Here is a 16,105-nt window from a genome sequence, read left to right as displayed (position 1 = left end):
TTATAAAGGCTTTTTGGAATTCAGTACGAGGAAGATTGATGCAGGCGGATTTTTGGCACGACATGTGGGAAAGCGGGGTAGTAGGCTTTCATCAAACCGAAATTAATGCGTTTTTACAGGGCTTTTGGCAGAAGCTGGAATTGACCGGCGACGAGACGGTTCTGGTGCCGCTGTGCGGTAAGTCGTTGGATATGCTTTGGCTGAAACAGCAAGGGCATAAGGTCTTGGGGATTGAACTGAGCCAGAAAGCGTTGGACGAATTTATCAGTGAAAACCACATCGATGCACAGCCGGTTCAGCAGGATAAATTCTGCGCTTATGGATTCGATGCAATGACTTTGTTATGCGGTGATTTCTTTCATCTGACGGCGGACGATTGCTGTGAGGTCAAAGCGGTTTATGATCGTGCAGCGATTGTGGCTCTGCCGGAGGCGATGCGACGTCAATATGTTGAACACTTGAAGATGATTCTGCCGAAAGGCACGCAGTTCTTGATGGTGACGATGGAGTACGACCAGTCTCAATTACAAGGACCGCCGTTTTCGGTGCCTGAAACCGAGGTCAGGGAACTGTTCGCCGGCTTTGCCAGCGTCGATAAAGTGTCGGAACAGGCCTTCAGCCGCAAGGGCGTTGCGGCTGTCGAGAAAGTGTTTGTAATGCGTTTTTGATCGTTGACCGCTTGGATATTGTTGTTTAGAGCGGCGTGATTTCCTTGAAGCTCTCGAAATGGTCGAAATCTTTCGGATCGATCTTGTCCATTTTGGGGCTGACATGGGTAGCGCACAGCAGGTATTCGATGCCGTAGGACTTAGCAGTTTCCAAAGCGTGCAGGTTGTCGTCGATCAGTAGGGTGTGCTTGGGATCGTACGGTTGTATGCTCTGAATCTCGGACCAGATTCGAATGTCCTCTTTAGGGATGCCGAAATCGTGTGCTGAAATCAGGTGATTGAAATAGTCGCCAATCTCGGTCATTTCCAATTTGATTGCCAAGCTGTCGCGGTGGGCGTTGGTGACCATGACCACGTTCTTATTCATTTGTTGCAGTTTGGCGAGAAATTCCATGACGTCGGGATGCGCCTGGATCAGGTGTTTCAGTTCGCGCTTGAGTTCCGCGATGGGGAGCTGCAAGGTCTCGCTCCAATAATCCAGACAGTACCAGTTCAAGGTACCTTGTTGATCCTGAATCTTGGCGTGGATGATACGGTTGGCTTCTTCCAGGCTGAGGGCGTTTTTTTCGGCATAAGCCTGTGGCAGGTATTCCATCCAGAAATGCCAGTCAAAATGCAGATCCAGCAGGGTACCGTCCATATCCAGCAGCACCGTATCAATTTTAGACCAGTCTATATTGGCACTCATTGGCAATTTCATCCCCTTGGCGTATGATGTTGTTTATGAAAAAAAATAGCCCGAACGACATGAAAAATAAACCGTTACCGACGGTCCTTTCCAAGGACGTTGTCGTCAAGTCTCGCATTTTTACGGTTGAGTCTCAAGCCCTGGAATTCTCTAACGGAACGCAAGTCGTTTACGAACGCTTGTTAGGTAATCCCCTTGGCGCAGTGTTGATTATACCAATGCTGGATGACGATACGGTGTTACTGATTCGTGAATTCTGTATCGGGGTCAATCGCTACGAGCTTGGATTTCCAAAAGGCAATATTGATCCCGGTGAGACTTGGAAAGAGGCGAGCTTGCGGGAGAGTCAGGAAGAAGTCGGTTATCTTCCCGAAAAAGTGGAGCTGATGGATTCGGTCAGTCTGGCCGCGGGTTACATGACTCATCAGACACATATTGTTCTGGCGACGGGCTTGACCCCGAAAACGGCCGAAGGCGACGAGCCGGAGCCGCTTGAGGTTGTGCCGTGGAAACTCGACGATTGGCAGACTTTACTGCAACATCCCGATTTCAGTGAGGGTCGTGCATACGCCGCCTTGATGTTGGTACTGAAAGAGACGGGACGTATTTAAATGAATTTGGATTCGCTGCGGTCATTGCTGCCGGAAGTCTGTCGTATTTCCGTCTTGGCCGGGGAGCGGATTCTTGAAGTCTATGAGGCTATCCATCCGGTTGAAGTGGAGAATAAATCCGATGGTACGCCGGTTACTTTGGCTGATAAGCAAGCTGATGAATTGATTTGTTCCGAATTGAGTCAATTAACCCCGGATATACCTTTGGTGACCGAAGAAAGTGTCGGAGAGATCGAGTTTGAAACCCGGCAGGCCTGGTCGACATTCTGGCTGGTCGATCCGCTTGATGGCACCAAGGAATTCATTGAGCGTACCGGGGAGTTCAGTGTCAATATCGCTTTGGTGCAAGACGGTAAGCCGATTTTGGGTGTCGTCTACGTTCCAATGACTCGTATCTTATACTGTGCTTATTCCGGCAAGGGGGCTTATAAGCATCTTGTGCCCGAATCTTTGGAACCGATTGTTTGGAAAGACTGTGCGGAACCTGACTACCGGATTCATGTTCACCCTGTTTCGAGTAGGTTGCCTATAAAGGTTGCGGTCAGCCGAAGACATGGAGGCAAGGTAAAGGATTTTATGCAGGCGCTGGGTGAAACTCAAACCGTGCGCATGGGATCGGCAATCAAATCCTGTCTGGTGGCGGAAGGGGTAGCGGATGTCTATCCTCGTTTCGGGCCGACGTCCCTGTGGGATACGGCTGCAGCGCAATGTGTGGTTGAAGAGGCTGGTGGCAAGGTTTTAGACCGCTTCGGTAACACACTGGAGTACCGTCAATCGCAATCCTTGTTGAATCCCTACTTTATGGTTGTTGGGGATTTGTCTTATTCGTGGCCTGACTTTCCGGGTTGAGCGGCTAACAAGTTCGTTTAAGTTCAAGCTGTTTTAAACGCGTCTGCGTGAATGATTTCCATTTCATCGTCAGTGAGCTCCAATATTCGTTGGCACTCTTTATAGATGGCGATGTTTTCTGCTGATTCCTGAACTCTTCTATTTTGTCTAAGCGCAATGGCGTGAGCCAGTTCAATAATGGCAACCAGACTGCGTAGTTTATCGTTTTTGATAGCGCTGATTCTTGGTTCGTGGTGCAGCAGTATGGTTTGTCCTATATAAGGTGGGATGCTCCAGGTACCGGCGATGACGTAGCCCAGAGCTGAATGGGTTGTACCGTATTTGCTGTATTCGTTTTTGTGTGAAGTGTAGTGTTCAAACAAGGTGCCAACAAAAGAGTTTCCATAATTCTCGTCAAGTTCGCTAAGTGCAAAAGAGCCGATATCGTGCATCAGCCCTAATAGGTAGGCTTGGTCAGACGTTACAAATTTATTGTAACGTGAAATCGTCATGGCAATGATCGCAATCATTTGGCTGTGGTAGCTGAGCCCTTTGATTTTGTTGTTGTCCAAAGCTTTTTTGACATAGATGGACAGAATGAAGTTTTTAAGTTGTTTGTTTCCAAGACGGTAGATCGCACTGTCGATGTCTCTGACGGTGATTGGATTGCCCCTCGAGATGGTTGGCAGGTTAGCTAAGCTGATCAGTTCGCCGGCTAAAAACGGGTTGGCAGATACCAGGGCTTTGATTTTGTTGGGATCGGGCATTTCGCTTTCATTAAAAAGCTTTTGCAGTCCTAGTACTTCTTTCGGCAGAAGTGGAATTTCAATCCTTGATAGTAGCTGTCTGGCCACATCAATCTGATCTTTAAAACTCATCTTGCTTGTTGAACCTGTTAAAGAATTAAAAAGGTGGTATAAGTGCGTAAACCCTGGTGTTTGTGGGTATTTGATCGAATATGCAGGGAATTGTAGCCTGTTTCTAACAACTATTATAGGGCCGATTAAGGATTCTAAGCGATAGAAAAAAGTGTTCATTTTTTATGTTGATTTAATAAAACTGTAGCATTGCTTAGGTATCATTTCTGCAAAATCGAATATTGCCCCAAAAAAAAGCATTGCACCAAAATGAAACGAAATGGTGTGGCAATTGGCACGCTTAGTGTGCACCAAACCCTTTCTATAAGTAATATTTATCAATTAACATATTGTTTTAATTGATTTTATTTGTTTTTGGCATTTAGCTTTCTATAGGCTTCCCGAGTTTAACTTCAATCAAACAAAAAGGAAGCGAAATGAAAAAAACATTCCAATTAAAAAACCTTATCGTGTCTATGGCAATCGCTGGTTCAGCTGCATTGAGCATGACTCCTGTAACTGCTCATGCTGAAGTTTCTTACAATGCAAACGTAAGTAACATGTATCTATGGCGTGGTCAGCAGATTAGTACTGCGTCCGGTGTTGTTTTTGGTGGTATCGATTATTCTCACGAGTCTGGTTTGTACGCAGGTACTTGGACTTCTTCTGAAGGTGCTTCTGGAAGTACTGAGTTTGACCTTTACGCTGGTTATGCACCGACTTTTGGTGATGTTACTTTGACTTTTGGTTATAACGCATATTTCTATCCAGATGCTGCTGGTGATTCTTATGACCGTAACGATGGAAACTTGATTACTGAGTACGTTCTTGGTGCGGCTTACAAAGGTTTCTCTGCAACTGGTTACTTCACTACTGAAGATAAAGCTAAAGGTGATAACTACAAGTATGTGTCTCTAGACTACGGAATTGGTAAGTTTGGTATTCACTATGGTATGTCTATGCAGGATACTTCTTCTAAAGAATACAACGACATCAACGTAAGCTACGCTGCAACTGACGCTCTAAGCTTCATTGTGAGCAAGGCGTTTGGTGACGGTATTGCCGATAAGAACGAGAAGCCAATGCTTCAACTTACTTACGCGCTTCCAATCTAATATACCCCGTGTATATGACGAGTTAGTTAAAACGGAAAGGGGCTTCACGGCCCCTTTTTTTATTCTTGAAAAGATTCAAAGGCGGATATGAGACTCAAGGATAACTGGAAAGGTTTTTTATCTTTTTCATTTGTGAATGAAACAGGTAAAACAGTTGTAAAAGATAAGAAACATTTTGGGCCACTGGTTCTTCAAAGACCTTATTACCAGGAAAAAGACCGGCCGAGCGTGTTGGTGATACATCCTCCAGGCGGCGTGGTAGGTGGGGATGTGCTTGAGCTGAATGCGAAACTTCGGCCTGGATCGAAGGGGGTCATCAGTACCCCCGCCGCGACCAAGTTCTACCGAAGTGACGGCCGTCTGGCCTCGCAGACCCAGACGATTACTTTTAATCAAGGCTCGGAGCTTGAATGGCTGCCACAGGAGACTTTGTTCTTCAATCAATCGGTGGTCGAGAATTCAATCAAGTTCGTGCTTGAGGAAAAGGACAATAAATTCATTGCCTGGGATATCGCTGGACTAGGCCGGCCTGCCAGTGGTGAAGGGTTTGAGCAGGGCTCGTTGCAACAGTCGCTGGAGGTGTGGATCGAGGGGAAACTTGTTTTTGTCGATCGGCTCCGGATTTCACCACAAACCAATCTTTTGAACAGCGCCAGTGCTCTGGCTGGCCATACCTTGTTCGCAACCGCGCTGTTCTATCAGAACGAACCCGAATCTCAAAAACAATTATTGGAAGCATTACAGGCTTACGAATGGCCATTGCCGGTAGGTGTTACCCAACTGGATTCGTTGGTGGTATTGCGCGTGTTGGCAACCGAACTGGACGAAATCAAAGGGGTCTTGTTTGAAGCGTGGAAAATCGCCCGGCCTGTCGTTTTGGGGATTCCCGTCGTCAAACCGAGGATTTGGAATACTTAATTGCCGGATTCATATTTATTGGAGGGTATATGGAACTATTACCGAGAGAGAAAGATAAATTATTGTTATTTACAGCCGGCCTGCTTGCCGAACGCCGTTTGAATCGAGGAATCAAATTGAATTATCCCGAATCGGTCGCCTATATCAGCTGCGCGATTTTGGAAGGCGCGCGTGAGGGTAAGACAGTAGCAGAATTGATGGACTTGGGCACCACGGTTCTAACAAGAGCCGACGTCATGGACGGCATACCTGAAATGATCCACGAGGTTCAAGTGGAAGCCACATTCCCGGACGGTACCAAGCTGGTAACAGTCCATCAACCGATCGTATAGGAGGCAGCAAGATGATTCCTGGAGAGTTGATTGTCCAAGAGGGCGAAATCGAATTGAACGTCGGGCGGGAGACCGTCGAAGTGGTGGTGGCCAATTCCGGTGACCGTCCGATACAGGTGGGATCACACTATCATTTTTACGAAACCAATACCGGACTGGTGTTTGATCGGGAAGCTGCCAAAGGTTTTCGCCTGGACATTCCGGCCGGAACGGCGGTGCGTTTCGAACCGGGACAGAAGCGAAAGGTTCAACTGGTAAAGATCGCTGGAAAAGAGGTCGTTTACGGTTTCAATCAGTTAGTTATGGGGCCATTGGAGGGGTAGGATGAGTTACAAAATCGATCGAAAAGCCTATGCGGAAATGTATGGCCCGACAGTGGGAGACAAAATCAGACTGGGGGATACCGATCTACTGATTGAGGTGGAGAAAGATTTCACAACATATGGTGAAGAGGTTAAGTTTGGCGGCGGAAAAGTCATTCGTGACGGTATGGGGCAAGGCCAGCTGTGCGCGGATGAAGTCGTCGATACAGTCATCACCAATGCGCTGATTCTAGACACTTGGGGAATCGTGAAAGCGGACATTGGTATCAAGGACGGCATGATTGTCGCCATTGGTAAAGGCGGGAATTCGGACATTCAGCCGGATGTTGATTTTGAAATCGGTGCCGGTACTGAAGTCATTGCTGGAGAGGGTCAGATCCTGACGGCAGGGGGTGTCGATTCACACATTCACTTTATTTGTCCGCAACAGGTTGAAGAGGCGTTGATGTCGGGTGTTACCACCATGTTGGGTGGTGGAACCGGACCGGCGGCAGGTACTAATGCAACCACCTGTACATCCGGGGTCTGGTACATGCACCGCATGCTGGAAGCGGCCGAAGGGTTGCCGATGAACCTGGGCTTTTTAGGTAAAGGAAATGCCTCGCTTCCGGAACCTTTGAAAGAACAGGTCGAAGCCGGTGCAATCGGGCTTAAGTTGCACGAGGACTGGGGAACCACTCCGGGCGCGATCGACAACTGTCTGAGTGTAGCCGACGAGTACGATGTTCAGGTCGCGATCCATACCGATACCTTGAATGAATCCGGTTTTGTCGAAAACACCTTGGCGGCCTTCAAAGATCGCACAATCCATACTTACCATACGGAAGGAGCTGGCGGCGGTCATGCACCGGACATCATTAAGGCGTGCGGATTCGGCAATGTATTGCCGTCTTCGACCAACCCGACGCGTCCTTTCACCGTCAATACCATTGACGAACACTTGGATATGTTAATGGTCTGTCACCACCTTGATCCGAACATTGTTGAAGACGTGGCGTTTGCGGAATCCCGTATCCGTCGTGAAACGATTGCGGCCGAAGATATTTTGCACGACCTTGGCGCATTCTCAATGATCTCGTCGGATTCCCAGGCGATGGGGCGTGTTGGTGAAGTGATTACCCGTACCTGGCAGACGGCTCATAAGATGAAACAGCAAAGAGGACCATTGCCGGAAGACGGCGAGGGTAATGATAATTTCCGTGCTAAACGTTATGTAGCGAAGTACACGATCAACCCGGCCATTACACATGGAATGGCGGATATCATCGGTTCGGTCGAAGTCGGTAAGCTGGCCGATTTGGTTTTATGGAAACCGGCTTTCTTCGCTGCGAAACCGTCGATGATCATCAAGGGCGGCATGATTGTCGCTGCGCCGATGGGGGATGCCAACGCATCCATTCCGACCCCACAGCCGGTGCACTACCGCAATATGTTTGCGGCTCAGGGTAAGGCGATCTTTAAAACGTCGATCACATTCGTCTCGCGGGCGGCTTTCGATCAAGACATTAAGGGTCAGCTCGGTCTGGAAAAAATTATTCGTCCCGTCGCGAATACTCGAAACATCACCAAGAAGGATATGGTTCTGAACGATTTGCAGCCTGATATTTCGGTCGACCCGGAAACCTACGAGGTTAAAGCGGACGGCGAATTGTTGATCTGTGAACCGGCGGAAAGTCTGCCTCTGGCACAAAGGTATTTCTTGTTCTAAAAAAGGATTGGCACGTGAGAGAGTTTACGAAAATCGTCAATGAAGACGTACAGGGCAACGCCGAAGAGTTGGTGTTGACGTTCAAACAACGTGAAAAAAGCCGATTGAAAGTCGTCATGGCGAATGGCGAGGAAATCGGCCTATTCATGCCTCGTGGTACGGTGTTAAAAGAGGGCGATGTCATTGCATCGGAATCCGGCGAACAATTGAAGATCGTCGCCGCACCGGAAACCGTATCAACGATCACCACCGATGACACCCATCTGTTGTTGCGTATTGCCTATCACCTGGGTAACCGTCATGTTCCGTTACAGGTTGAACCGAACTGGCTGCGCTATGCACACGATCATGTTCTGGATGATATGGTGCGCTTGTTAGGCGGTACGGTTGTGGTTGAAGCGCAGCCGTTACAACCTGAGAGCGGTGCCTATGGGGGCGGTCATAATCATGGCCATTCTCACTCTCATTCTGACGAACACCACCATCACCATCATTAAAGGTTGGAGGGTCGGATGCAAAGTTCCCTATTGAGATTGTTGCAACTGTCCAGTCCGACGCTTCCGGTCGGAGCCTACGCCTATTCCCAGGGGGTAGAGCCGGCCGTGCATGCCGGGATTGTTCATGATGAGTCGACTTCTCTGACTTGGGTCCAGGACGTTTTGTTGAACAATCTGGTCTATGGTGATTTGGCGCTTTTAAGTCATTTCTACCAGGCCTGGTCGGAAAACGATTTCGATAAACTGACATCCTGTTCGGAACTGAGTGTGGCTCTAAGGGAATCGGCGGAACTTAGACAGGAAGACCTGCATATCGCTATGGCGCTGCTGCGTCTTGCCGAACCTTTGGAAGTTGATATTTTCAAAGGCCTCTCCTTTGAAAAGACCTACCCGTTGGTGTTCGCAGGCTTTGCCCAGCATTGGAATATCCCTCTTGAAGAGACCTTACAGGCCTTCGCCTGGAGTTGGATGGAAAATCAGGTGGCGGCCATGATCAAACTGGTTCCGTTGGGGCAGACCCAGGGACAGAAAATCTTATTGCAAATGGATTCGTCGATTCATCTGGCGGTGAAATCGGCACAACAGATTCCATTGGAAAACATCGGCAACAGTTTGCCGCATCTGGCGATCTTGAGCAGTCAGCACGAGACGCAGTACAGTCGTTTGTTCCGGTCTTAGGCCCTTTCGACGACAGATAAAAAAACAGAAAAAGGAATAGTATGAAACCAGCACTTAGATTAGGAATCGGCGGACCGGTCGGTTCGGGAAAAACCGCATTAGTGGAAGTTCTTTGTAAAAAAATGCGGGATAAATATAATCTGGCAGTCGTTACCAACGACATCTACACCAAGGAAGACCAGCAGATTCTGATTCGTCAGCAGGCGCTTTCGGAAGACCGTATTGTCGGCGTTGAAACCGGAGGTTGTCCACATACCGCTATTCGTGAAGATGCGTCGATGAACCTGACCGCCATTGAGGCTTTGCAGGAAAAGTTTGACGGATTGGAGATGGTTATTATCGAGTCGGGCGGAGACAATCTGAGTGCAACCTTTAGCCCCGAACTGTCCGATCTGACGATTTATGTCATCGATGTCGCCGCCGGGGACAAACTGCCGCGTAAAGGTGGTCCGGGAATCACGCAATCGGATTTGCTGGTGATCAATAAGGTGGATTTGGCCCCTTACGTTGGAGCAGATCTGGATGTTATGGATCGGGATACCAAGATTCAGCGTAAAGACCGTCCTTATGTCTTCACCAATCTCAAGACTCAGCAGGGTGTCGACGAGATTGTCGATTTCATCGTCGATAAAGGGATGTTGTAAATCATGGAGATGGGATTGCTGATTATTTTCTGGTACGGGGTGTTGCATGCCTTCGGACCGGATCATCTGACTGCAATCGCCGATTTTTCCATCGGCCGTCAACGCAAAAAAGTGATGATGGTTACATTGGGCTTTGCAATCGGGCATGGCGCGAGTCTGTATCTGTTCGCATTACTGTTGTCATCCTTGCAGATTCCTGAAGGTTGGCTGGCTTATGGCGATGTGATTGCTTCCAGTGTCATTATTCTGATGGGGTTGTATCTTTTGTATCTGGTTCTGGCGGATCGTATTCATGTTTCGAAACACGAGCATGAAGGAAAGGAGCACATTCACATCTGGTTCGGCAAAGAGCACCATCACCGTCGACCGTTCTTTAATTGGCTATCGACCTCGGCCATGCTTGGTATTCTGATGGGGATGGGCGGAGCTCGCGGTATGTTGGTAAGTTTATCGGCGATTTCCAGTCAGGATGTAAGCGGATGGATGGTTTTGAGTTTCACGCTTGGAGTGGCGCTTGTATTCATGGTTTTCGGAGGCTTGTTGGCTTTGATAAACGCTCGTCTTATGACTTCCAAGCAGTGGCTTAAAGGCACTTTTACGTTTGCAGGATTGATTTCTTGCTGGGTAGGGTTGCAGGCGTTTCTGTAAACAGTGTCGGTCAGTTTATTTTGCACTATTGTTGTGCCGGAATGCCCTTAATGGGCTAGAAATTCTTTTCGGTTTTCTTTTTTTACCATCAGGTTTGAATTTTCCCTTGTTATTTTTTTGTTAGTTAAAACAAGTACATAGTTTTGCATTCATTTCTTGATAGTTAAAAATGTTTCCTGTGGCACAAGTCTTGTTATGGATATTTATTGTTGGGTGCATTTTAGGATGCAAATGCTTTGCTTGACGTGATATTCGGCAATGGCCTTGGCGCTAGACAGCGGCTCAACCCAGTTTTAGTTATGTGTAATCCAAATAGATGGGGTAAAAAGAAATGAGACACGGTGATATATCCTCTAGTAACGATACAGTGGGTGTAGCGGTAGTAAACTACAAGATGCCACGCTTGCATACTAAGGCGGAAGTCTTGGACAACGCCCAGAAGATCGCCGATATGATTATCGGTATGAAGCAAGGTCTGCCTGGTATGGATTTGGTCATTTTCCCAGAGTATTCCACTCACGGGATCATGTACGATGCAAAAGAGATGTATGACACCGCATCAACTATTCCTGGTGATGAAACACGCATCTTTTCGGAAGCTTGTAAGAAAGCGAAAACATGGGGTGTATTCTCTCTTACCGGTGAACAGCATGAAGAGCACCCTAACAAGGCGCCATACAACACTTTGATCCTGATCAATGATCAGGGTGAAATCGTTCAGAAGTATAGAAAGATCATGCCTTGGTGTCCGGTTGAAGGTTGGTACCCAGGTGACAAGACTTATGTGACTGAAGGTCCTAAAGGGATGATGATCAGTTTGATCATCTGTGATGACGGTAACTATCCTGAAATCTGGCGTGATTGCGCGATGAAAGGGGCGGAATTGATCGTACGTTGTCAGGGTTATATGTATCCTGCCAAAGAACAGCAGATCATGGTTTCTAAAGCGATGGCTTGGATGAACAACACGTATGTTGCAGTTGCCAACGCGAGTGGTTTTGACGGTGTTTATTCTTATTTCGGTCACTCTGCGATTGTCGGTTTCGACGGTCATACGTTGGGTGAGTGTGGTGAAGAAGATTACGGAATCCAGTACGCTGAGTTGTCAGTTTCCCAGATCCGTGACTTCCGTAAGAACGCACAGTCTCAGAACCACCTGTTCAAGTTGTTGCACCGTGGTTACACCGGTAAGATCAACTCTGGTGAAGGAGATCAAGGTGTTGCGGCTTGTCCTTACGAGTTCTATTCAACTTGGATCAACGATCCTGAAAAAGCGAAAGAGCAAGTTGAGAAAATCACTCGTAAGACGGTTGGAACGGCTGAATGTCCGATTGACGGCATTCCAAACGAAGAGACCACAACAGAGCACCGCTAAGCTCTTCAGATTGACGATGTTTTCATGAAATATAAGTTGTTGTTAAATGAGGTACAGCGTCAATTAGAACTTACATTATTAGCGGTCTACGAGGAGCACTTTCGTGTGCTTCCTCTGTCTGAAAATGAAATAGCGCCCGCCGTTCGTGCCGGCGCTATTTTTTTACCCGAATTCATAGAAGCGGATTCTGTGCAGGAAGCGCAGCAATTCTTTCTCAGTGCAGCCCTGCATGCGGCGGCACATCTTGTATTTTCCCTGCCCACCGATTCATCAGGACTGAATAACCGCCAATTGGTTTTGAGTTCCCTGATCGAAGACGCGCGTATCGAACGTCTGGCGTCACAAAAATTCCCGGGTATGGCGAAACTGTTTAAACGTAATTTCACAAAACAGCCTACCAGTTCTCTATTGTTTGAAGAGATCGCCTATTCGGTTGCTTATGCTTTAGCAAACGGCTCCAGCAAGTTTGACAATCCGTTTATTGAAAAAGCGGTGAGATTGTTCAATGAGGCGGTGGCCGAAGATATTCATGACCCGAATTTGTTCAAATCGGTCGGCTTGGCATTGGCGAATGACATCGGCCAGATGCGAATCAGTATGAACGAAAGGGATGAATTCGTTCTGGTACCTTACCGGGACGATAACTCCTATTTGTGGGATAAGTTCGAAGAGGTGGCTTCCCAGCAGGATGACCAGTCTTCCGATGTCCAGGAATCGGTCAGTGTGACCGGTATGGGGTATGAGGAAGTGCTGGACGGTCGTTCAGTTGCCGATTACGATGAAAAAGCTCTTCCGGACGAAGGTCTGGTGTTTAAGGCTGTTGAGGAAGAGGTCCAGTCTCAATTGCTCAGTAAGTCGAAAGTGTTGAGCGAATACAGTTATCCCGAGTGGGATTATAAAATCGCGCGCTGGAAGCGTGACTGGTGCTCATTGAATGAAATTGTTTTCACTGAGCGTGCGCAAGATGCATTAGAGCATCGCGTCGATAAATATCGTAATTTCGTCAAGAAACTTCAGCAGATTATTAATTCCTATCAGTCTGAAATGCATCGCCGTAAGAAACAGGAAGACGGTACGGAACTGGATTTTGAATCGATCATCCAGTATATGGTCGACTTCAAGATGGGCAGTGCCGGAGCTGAGTCGAGAATCTACATCGATCACATCAAAGAGAGGCAGCATGAACTTTCTTTGTTGGTGCTGTTGGACCTTTCTGAATCGATGAACGATCCGGACGTTGATGGCAAAAACACGGTTTTGGATCTGACGTTGGATTCAACCGTGGTGCTATCCGAGTTGTTGGATTCCCTTGGACATTCTTATGCGCTTCATGGCTTTAACTCGAACGGTCGCGGAGAAATCTCTTATTACAATATTAAGGACTTCGATCAGGACTCAGAGAGTTCTCTGCAGTCTCTAGGATTGGTAGAGGCGGCGTATTCGACGCGTTTAGGTGCAGCATTAAGACATGCATTTCATAAGATCTCAAAACGCCGTGAGCGCCATAAATTGATTCTGGTGATTACGGATGGTCAGCCTTCGGATATCGACGTCTATGACGCCCAGTATTTGATCGAGGATTCCGCGATTGCCGTGAAAGAGATCGAATCGGCCGGATGCAAGACATTCTGTCTGTCGCTCGATAAGAATGCAGACGAATATGTTCAGAAAATATTCAGAAAAGGGCACTACGAGGTGGTCGAGCAGCCTAGTAAGCTTCCTCAGGTTTTGACCAAGCTGTATTTGAAGGTATTCAAGTCCTTCCTGGCTTGAACGATCTGAGTAAAGCGGTGATTTAAAGATTTATGGTTTGAAAGTTTACAAAATAAAAAGCCCCGCATTGCGGGGCTTTTTTGTTTCTATGCCTATTAATGACTAATCATCCAAGGGCGCATTGAAGGGAACATTTTCTTTCCGTCTGCCGTCCACATAAGCTTGGAACTTCCTCGCTTATGGTGTTGGCATCCGCAGCCTTTTTTGTGCTTGAGTCTTTCTTCGTTCTCGGCACGCGTATCGGCGTTGGAGATTTGAGGCTCGTATTGAGCCTTCTCGTTTCTTGCAATGGCTTCCTTTTTATTAGGATCCATCTCGAAAAGCTCTGGTGGAAGCACTAGCACACGTGGAGCAAGTGTACTGCAATGTGGGCAAGCCATCGGTTTTGCAGAGTCTTCCATAGTGGCTAGTTCAAAAAATATTCCATGCTCAGGGCATTTGTAATCATATACTGGCATAGTTCACATACTCCTTATTTAAGGTCTGGAGCGGTTGGTACTTTGACGCTGTCGTCAACCTGCTTCGTAGGACCTTCAGCATTAGGGTTGATATCGAAATCGAAGATTCCGGTTGGTACCCATAGCGTAGCACTTGCGTTAGGGATATCAACAACACCACTGATATGACCCTGCATAGGCGCAGTACCAAGTAGTGAGTAAACCTGTTCACCGGAATAACCGAATTTCTTCAGGTATTCGATCGCGTTCAAACAGGCCTGCTGATAAGCAACGTTCACATCTAGGTAGTGCTGCTTGCCGTCGCCGTCAACAGAGATACCTTCGAATACAACGTAATCGTTATAATGTGGTGTCATTACGCTTGGCTTGAAGACAGGGTTTTTGATTGCATACTTACGCATACCGTCTTTGATCAGGTTGACGCGTAGGTGAATCCATCCCGCCATCTCGATCGCACCACAGAAAGTGATTTCACCGTCACCCTGGCTGAAGTGAAGGTCACCAACTGAAAGACCGGCATCTTTAACATAAACAGGGAAGTAGATCTTAGAACCTTTTGTAAGGTCTTTGATGTCACAGTTACCACCGTGTTCACGAGGAGGAACGGTACGCGCTGCTTCTTTTGCTGCTTCTTTTGCTGCTTCAGGCTTCATGCGACCCATGTGAGCCGTTTCAGCATATGGCAGGGTAGCCAAAGCTGGAACGCGATCCGGTTCTGTGTCATACAGTTCTTTTTCACGCTCGTTCCACTCTTTCAACATTTCTTTTGATGGAAGACAACCGATTAGACCAGGGTGCATCAAGCCGGCAAATTCAACACCAGGGATGTGGCGTGATTTTGTGTAGATACCGTTGAAATCCCAGATAGTCTTCTGTGCTTCAGGGTAGTAGTCTGTTAGGAATCCACCACCGTTCTGCTTTGAAAACAGACCGTTGAAACCCCAGTTGCTTTCTGCAAAGGTTCCGATATCCATGATGTCTACTTCAAGCAAGTCACCTGGCTCGGCACCTTCGATACCGACAGGACCTGATAGGAAGTGTACCTGTGAAAGGTCAACGTCGCGAACGTCAGATGCGTCATCGCTGCTGTCGATTTGTCCACCAGTCCAGTCCACACATTCGATGATGAAATCATCACCAGGCTTAACCATTTTGGCCATCGGAATGTCCGGGTGCCAACGGTTGTGGATGTCTTCGTTTTCGTAAGCGGATTTTGTAAGGTCGACTTTAATGATAGTTTCGGCCATTTTGGTTCTCCTGTTGTTGTATAAATTCAACTTGGTTAAGGTTAAACAGATAAATATGAAGCCACTTTCTCTTCGTCGACTTCATCGCGCGGTTGATCGTGGATGATCTTGCCTTTTTCGATAACGATAATTCGATCGGCCACATCCAGCGCGAAGCTTAAAACCTGCTCGGAAACGATGATCGATAAACCGCGTGAGTCGCGGATTTCTTTCAATGTGTGGGCCATCTCCTTGATGATCGAAGGCTGAATACCTTCGGTCGGTTCGTCCAGCAATAAAACTTCCGGGTTACTTGCAAGTGCACGGGCAATTGCCAGCTGCTGCTGCTGACCACCAGATAGGTTACCGCCACGGCGTTTGCTCATTTCACGTAGCACAGGAAAAATGTTGTACAGGTCTTCAGGTACTTCGGTTTCACCGGTTGTGGTAAGACCAGTCTCGATGTTTTCCTTTACGGTCATAGTCGAGAAGATCATACGACCTTGAGGTACGAAACCGACTCCGGCTTTGACACGTTCGTGACTTTTCATTCCGAATAGTTCTGTTTCTCCCAGCTTGACGCTTCCCGACTTTGAAGGAATCATTCCGATTAAGGATTTCATAAGGGTGGTTTTACCCATTCCGTTACGACCCATGATCGCGATGATCTCATTCTTTTTAAGGGAGAGGTTCAAGCCTTTGATAACTTCACTTTCTCCATAGGCTACATGCAAATCTTGTATCTCTAACATCTCTCT

19 protein-coding genes are annotated in these 16,105 nt (G+C 47.4%); 14 read left to right on the top strand and 5 right to left on the bottom strand.

Annotated elements, in window-relative coordinates:
* Positions 1 to 38 precede the first annotated feature (38 nt).
* Positions 39 to 668, top strand: a complete 630-nt coding sequence (locus QCB45_RS05150; RefSeq protein WP_279419778.1) for a thiopurine S-methyltransferase — start codon at positions 39 to 41, stop codon at positions 666 to 668.
* 25 nt (positions 669 to 693) lie between these two features.
* Here QCB45_RS05150 and yrfG read toward each other — a convergent pair whose 3' ends face one another.
* Positions 694 to 1,356: a GMP/IMP nucleotidase gene (gene yrfG / locus QCB45_RS05145; protein ID WP_279419777.1), complete on the bottom strand. Its 663-nt coding sequence runs from the start codon at positions 1,354 to 1,356 to the stop codon at positions 694 to 696.
* 35 nt (positions 1,357 to 1,391) lie between these two features.
* Here yrfG and nudE point away from each other — a divergent pair, with 35 nt between their 5' ends.
* Complete coding sequence (gene nudE / locus QCB45_RS05140; protein ID WP_279419776.1) at positions 1,392 to 1,967, top strand: ADP compounds hydrolase NudE; 576 nt, start codon at positions 1,392 to 1,394, stop codon at positions 1,965 to 1,967.
* Positions 1,968 to 2,816, top strand: a complete 849-nt coding sequence (gene cysQ / locus QCB45_RS05135) for a 3'(2'),5'-bisphosphate nucleotidase CysQ (RefSeq protein ID WP_279419775.1) — start codon at positions 1,968 to 1,970, stop codon at positions 2,814 to 2,816.
* A gap of 23 nt (positions 2,817 to 2,839) precedes the next feature.
* On the opposite strand, the gene QCB45_RS05130 is transcribed toward cysQ, so the two are convergent.
* Positions 2,840 to 3,673: an HDOD domain-containing protein gene (locus QCB45_RS05130; RefSeq protein ID WP_279419774.1), complete on the bottom strand. Its 834-nt coding sequence runs from the start codon at positions 3,671 to 3,673 to the stop codon at positions 2,840 to 2,842.
* Positions 3,674 to 4,089: 416 nt separating this feature from the next.
* On the opposite strand from QCB45_RS05130, the gene QCB45_RS05125 reads away from it, so the two are divergent.
* The 11 genes from QCB45_RS05125 to QCB45_RS05075 all read left to right on the top strand — a co-directional run bounded on the left by QCB45_RS05125 (position 4,090) and on the right by QCB45_RS05075 (position 13,663).
* On the top strand, positions 4,090 to 4,767 hold the full coding sequence (locus QCB45_RS05125; RefSeq protein WP_279419773.1) for a TorF family putative porin: 678 nt from the start codon (positions 4,090 to 4,092) through the stop codon (positions 4,765 to 4,767).
* Between the two features lie 87 nt (positions 4,768 to 4,854).
* A complete protein-coding gene (locus tag QCB45_RS05120) occupies positions 4,855 to 5,685 on the top strand; it encodes an urease accessory protein UreD (RefSeq protein ID WP_279419772.1) in 831 nt (276 codons plus the stop codon).
* A gap of 29 nt (positions 5,686 to 5,714) precedes the next feature.
* On the top strand, positions 5,715 to 6,017 hold the full coding sequence (gene ureA / locus QCB45_RS05115; protein ID WP_279419771.1) for an urease subunit gamma: 303 nt from the start codon (positions 5,715 to 5,717) through the stop codon (positions 6,015 to 6,017).
* An 11-nt stretch (positions 6,018 to 6,028) separates the two neighbouring features.
* Complete coding sequence (locus QCB45_RS05110) at positions 6,029 to 6,340, top strand: urease subunit beta (RefSeq protein ID WP_279419770.1); 312 nt, start codon at positions 6,029 to 6,031, stop codon at positions 6,338 to 6,340.
* Between the two features lies 1 nt (position 6,341).
* Positions 6,342 to 8,048: an urease subunit alpha gene (gene ureC / locus QCB45_RS05105; protein WP_279419769.1), complete on the top strand. Its 1,707-nt coding sequence runs from the start codon at positions 6,342 to 6,344 to the stop codon at positions 8,046 to 8,048.
* 14 nt (positions 8,049 to 8,062) lie between these two features.
* Entirely contained in the window at positions 8,063 to 8,545 is a 483-nt protein-coding gene (ureE, locus tag QCB45_RS05100) for an urease accessory protein UreE (protein WP_279419768.1), read from the top strand.
* A 15-nt stretch (positions 8,546 to 8,560) separates the two neighbouring features.
* Entirely contained in the window at positions 8,561 to 9,223 is a 663-nt protein-coding gene (locus tag QCB45_RS05095; RefSeq protein ID WP_279419767.1) for an urease accessory protein UreF, read from the top strand.
* Between the two features lie 41 nt (positions 9,224 to 9,264).
* On the top strand, positions 9,265 to 9,867 hold the full coding sequence (ureG, locus tag QCB45_RS05090; RefSeq protein WP_279419766.1) for an urease accessory protein UreG: 603 nt from the start codon (positions 9,265 to 9,267) through the stop codon (positions 9,865 to 9,867).
* Positions 9,868 to 9,870: 3 nt separating this feature from the next.
* Positions 9,871 to 10,515: a hypothetical protein gene (locus QCB45_RS05085; RefSeq protein WP_279419765.1), complete on the top strand. Its 645-nt coding sequence runs from the start codon at positions 9,871 to 9,873 to the stop codon at positions 10,513 to 10,515.
* A 331-nt stretch (positions 10,516 to 10,846) separates the two neighbouring features.
* On the top strand, positions 10,847 to 11,890 hold the full coding sequence (locus QCB45_RS05080) for an aliphatic amidase (RefSeq protein WP_279419764.1): 1,044 nt from the start codon (positions 10,847 to 10,849) through the stop codon (positions 11,888 to 11,890).
* Positions 11,891 to 11,914: 24 nt separating this feature from the next.
* Complete coding sequence (locus QCB45_RS05075) at positions 11,915 to 13,663, top strand: VWA domain-containing protein (protein ID WP_279419763.1); 1,749 nt, start codon at positions 11,915 to 11,917, stop codon at positions 13,661 to 13,663.
* 95 nt (positions 13,664 to 13,758) lie between these two features.
* Here QCB45_RS05075 and QCB45_RS05070 read toward each other — a convergent pair whose 3' ends face one another.
* The 3 genes from QCB45_RS05070 to urtE are packed head-to-tail and all read right to left on the bottom strand — an operon-like array spanning position 13,759 to position 16,099.
* Complete coding sequence (locus QCB45_RS05070; RefSeq protein WP_279419762.1) at positions 13,759 to 14,121, bottom strand: zinc ribbon domain-containing protein; 363 nt, start codon at positions 14,119 to 14,121, stop codon at positions 13,759 to 13,761.
* A gap of 14 nt (positions 14,122 to 14,135) precedes the next feature.
* Positions 14,136 to 15,368: a formamidase gene (gene fmdA, locus QCB45_RS05065; RefSeq protein WP_279419761.1), complete on the bottom strand. Its 1,233-nt coding sequence runs from the start codon at positions 15,366 to 15,368 to the stop codon at positions 14,136 to 14,138.
* A gap of 41 nt (positions 15,369 to 15,409) precedes the next feature.
* A complete protein-coding gene (gene urtE / locus QCB45_RS05060) occupies positions 15,410 to 16,099 on the bottom strand; it encodes an urea ABC transporter ATP-binding subunit UrtE (protein ID WP_279419760.1) in 690 nt (229 codons plus the stop codon).
* Between the last annotated feature and the right edge of the window lie 6 nt (positions 16,100 to 16,105).

Source organism: Thiomicrorhabdus sp. ZW0627, assembly GCF_029767005.1.
Lineage (GTDB): Bacteria > Pseudomonadota > Gammaproteobacteria > Thiomicrospirales > Thiomicrospiraceae > Thiomicrorhabdus.
This window is presented reverse-complemented; position numbering and strand designations above follow the sequence as displayed.

Bases quoted from the DNA above. Each gene is read 5' to 3' on its own strand.
- QCB45_RS05095 (WP_279419767.1), top strand. From the start codon at position 8,561: ATGCAAAGTTCCCTATTGAGATTGTTGCAACTGTCCAGTCCGACGCTT.
- nudE (WP_279419776.1), top strand. From the start codon at position 1,392: ATGAAAAAAAATAGCCCGAACGACATGAAAAATAAACCGTTACCGACG.
- QCB45_RS05070 (WP_279419762.1), bottom strand. From the start codon at position 14,121: ATGCCAGTATATGATTACAAATGCCCTGAGCATGGAATATTTTTTGAA.
- ureC (WP_279419769.1), top strand. From the start codon at position 6,342: ATGAGTTACAAAATCGATCGAAAAGCCTATGCGGAAATGTATGGCCCG.
- QCB45_RS05085 (WP_279419765.1), top strand. From the start codon at position 9,871: ATGGAGATGGGATTGCTGATTATTTTCTGGTACGGGGTGTTGCATGCC.
- QCB45_RS05120 (WP_279419772.1), top strand. From the start codon at position 4,855: ATGAGACTCAAGGATAACTGGAAAGGTTTTTTATCTTTTTCATTTGTG.
- QCB45_RS05125 (WP_279419773.1), top strand. From the start codon at position 4,090: ATGAAAAAAACATTCCAATTAAAAAACCTTATCGTGTCTATGGCAATC.
- QCB45_RS05080 (WP_279419764.1), top strand. From the start codon at position 10,847: ATGAGACACGGTGATATATCCTCTAGTAACGATACAGTGGGTGTAGCG.
- yrfG (WP_279419777.1), bottom strand. From the start codon at position 1,356: ATGAGTGCCAATATAGACTGGTCTAAAATTGATACGGTGCTGCTGGAT.
- cysQ (WP_279419775.1), top strand. From the start codon at position 1,968: ATGAATTTGGATTCGCTGCGGTCATTGCTGCCGGAAGTCTGTCGTATT.
- fmdA (WP_279419761.1), bottom strand. From the start codon at position 15,368: ATGGCCGAAACTATCATTAAAGTCGACCTTACAAAATCCGCTTACGAA.
- urtE (WP_279419760.1), bottom strand. From the start codon at position 16,099: ATGTTAGAGATACAAGATTTGCATGTAGCCTATGGAGAAAGTGAAGTT.
- QCB45_RS05130 (WP_279419774.1), bottom strand. From the start codon at position 3,673: ATGAGTTTTAAAGATCAGATTGATGTGGCCAGACAGCTACTATCAAGG.
- QCB45_RS05075 (WP_279419763.1), top strand. From the start codon at position 11,915: ATGAAATATAAGTTGTTGTTAAATGAGGTACAGCGTCAATTAGAACTT.
- QCB45_RS05150 (WP_279419778.1), top strand. From the start codon at position 39: ATGCAGGCGGATTTTTGGCACGACATGTGGGAAAGCGGGGTAGTAGGC.
- ureG (WP_279419766.1), top strand. From the start codon at position 9,265: ATGAAACCAGCACTTAGATTAGGAATCGGCGGACCGGTCGGTTCGGGA.
- QCB45_RS05110 (WP_279419770.1), top strand. From the start codon at position 6,029: ATGATTCCTGGAGAGTTGATTGTCCAAGAGGGCGAAATCGAATTGAAC.
- ureA (WP_279419771.1), top strand. From the start codon at position 5,715: ATGGAACTATTACCGAGAGAGAAAGATAAATTATTGTTATTTACAGCC.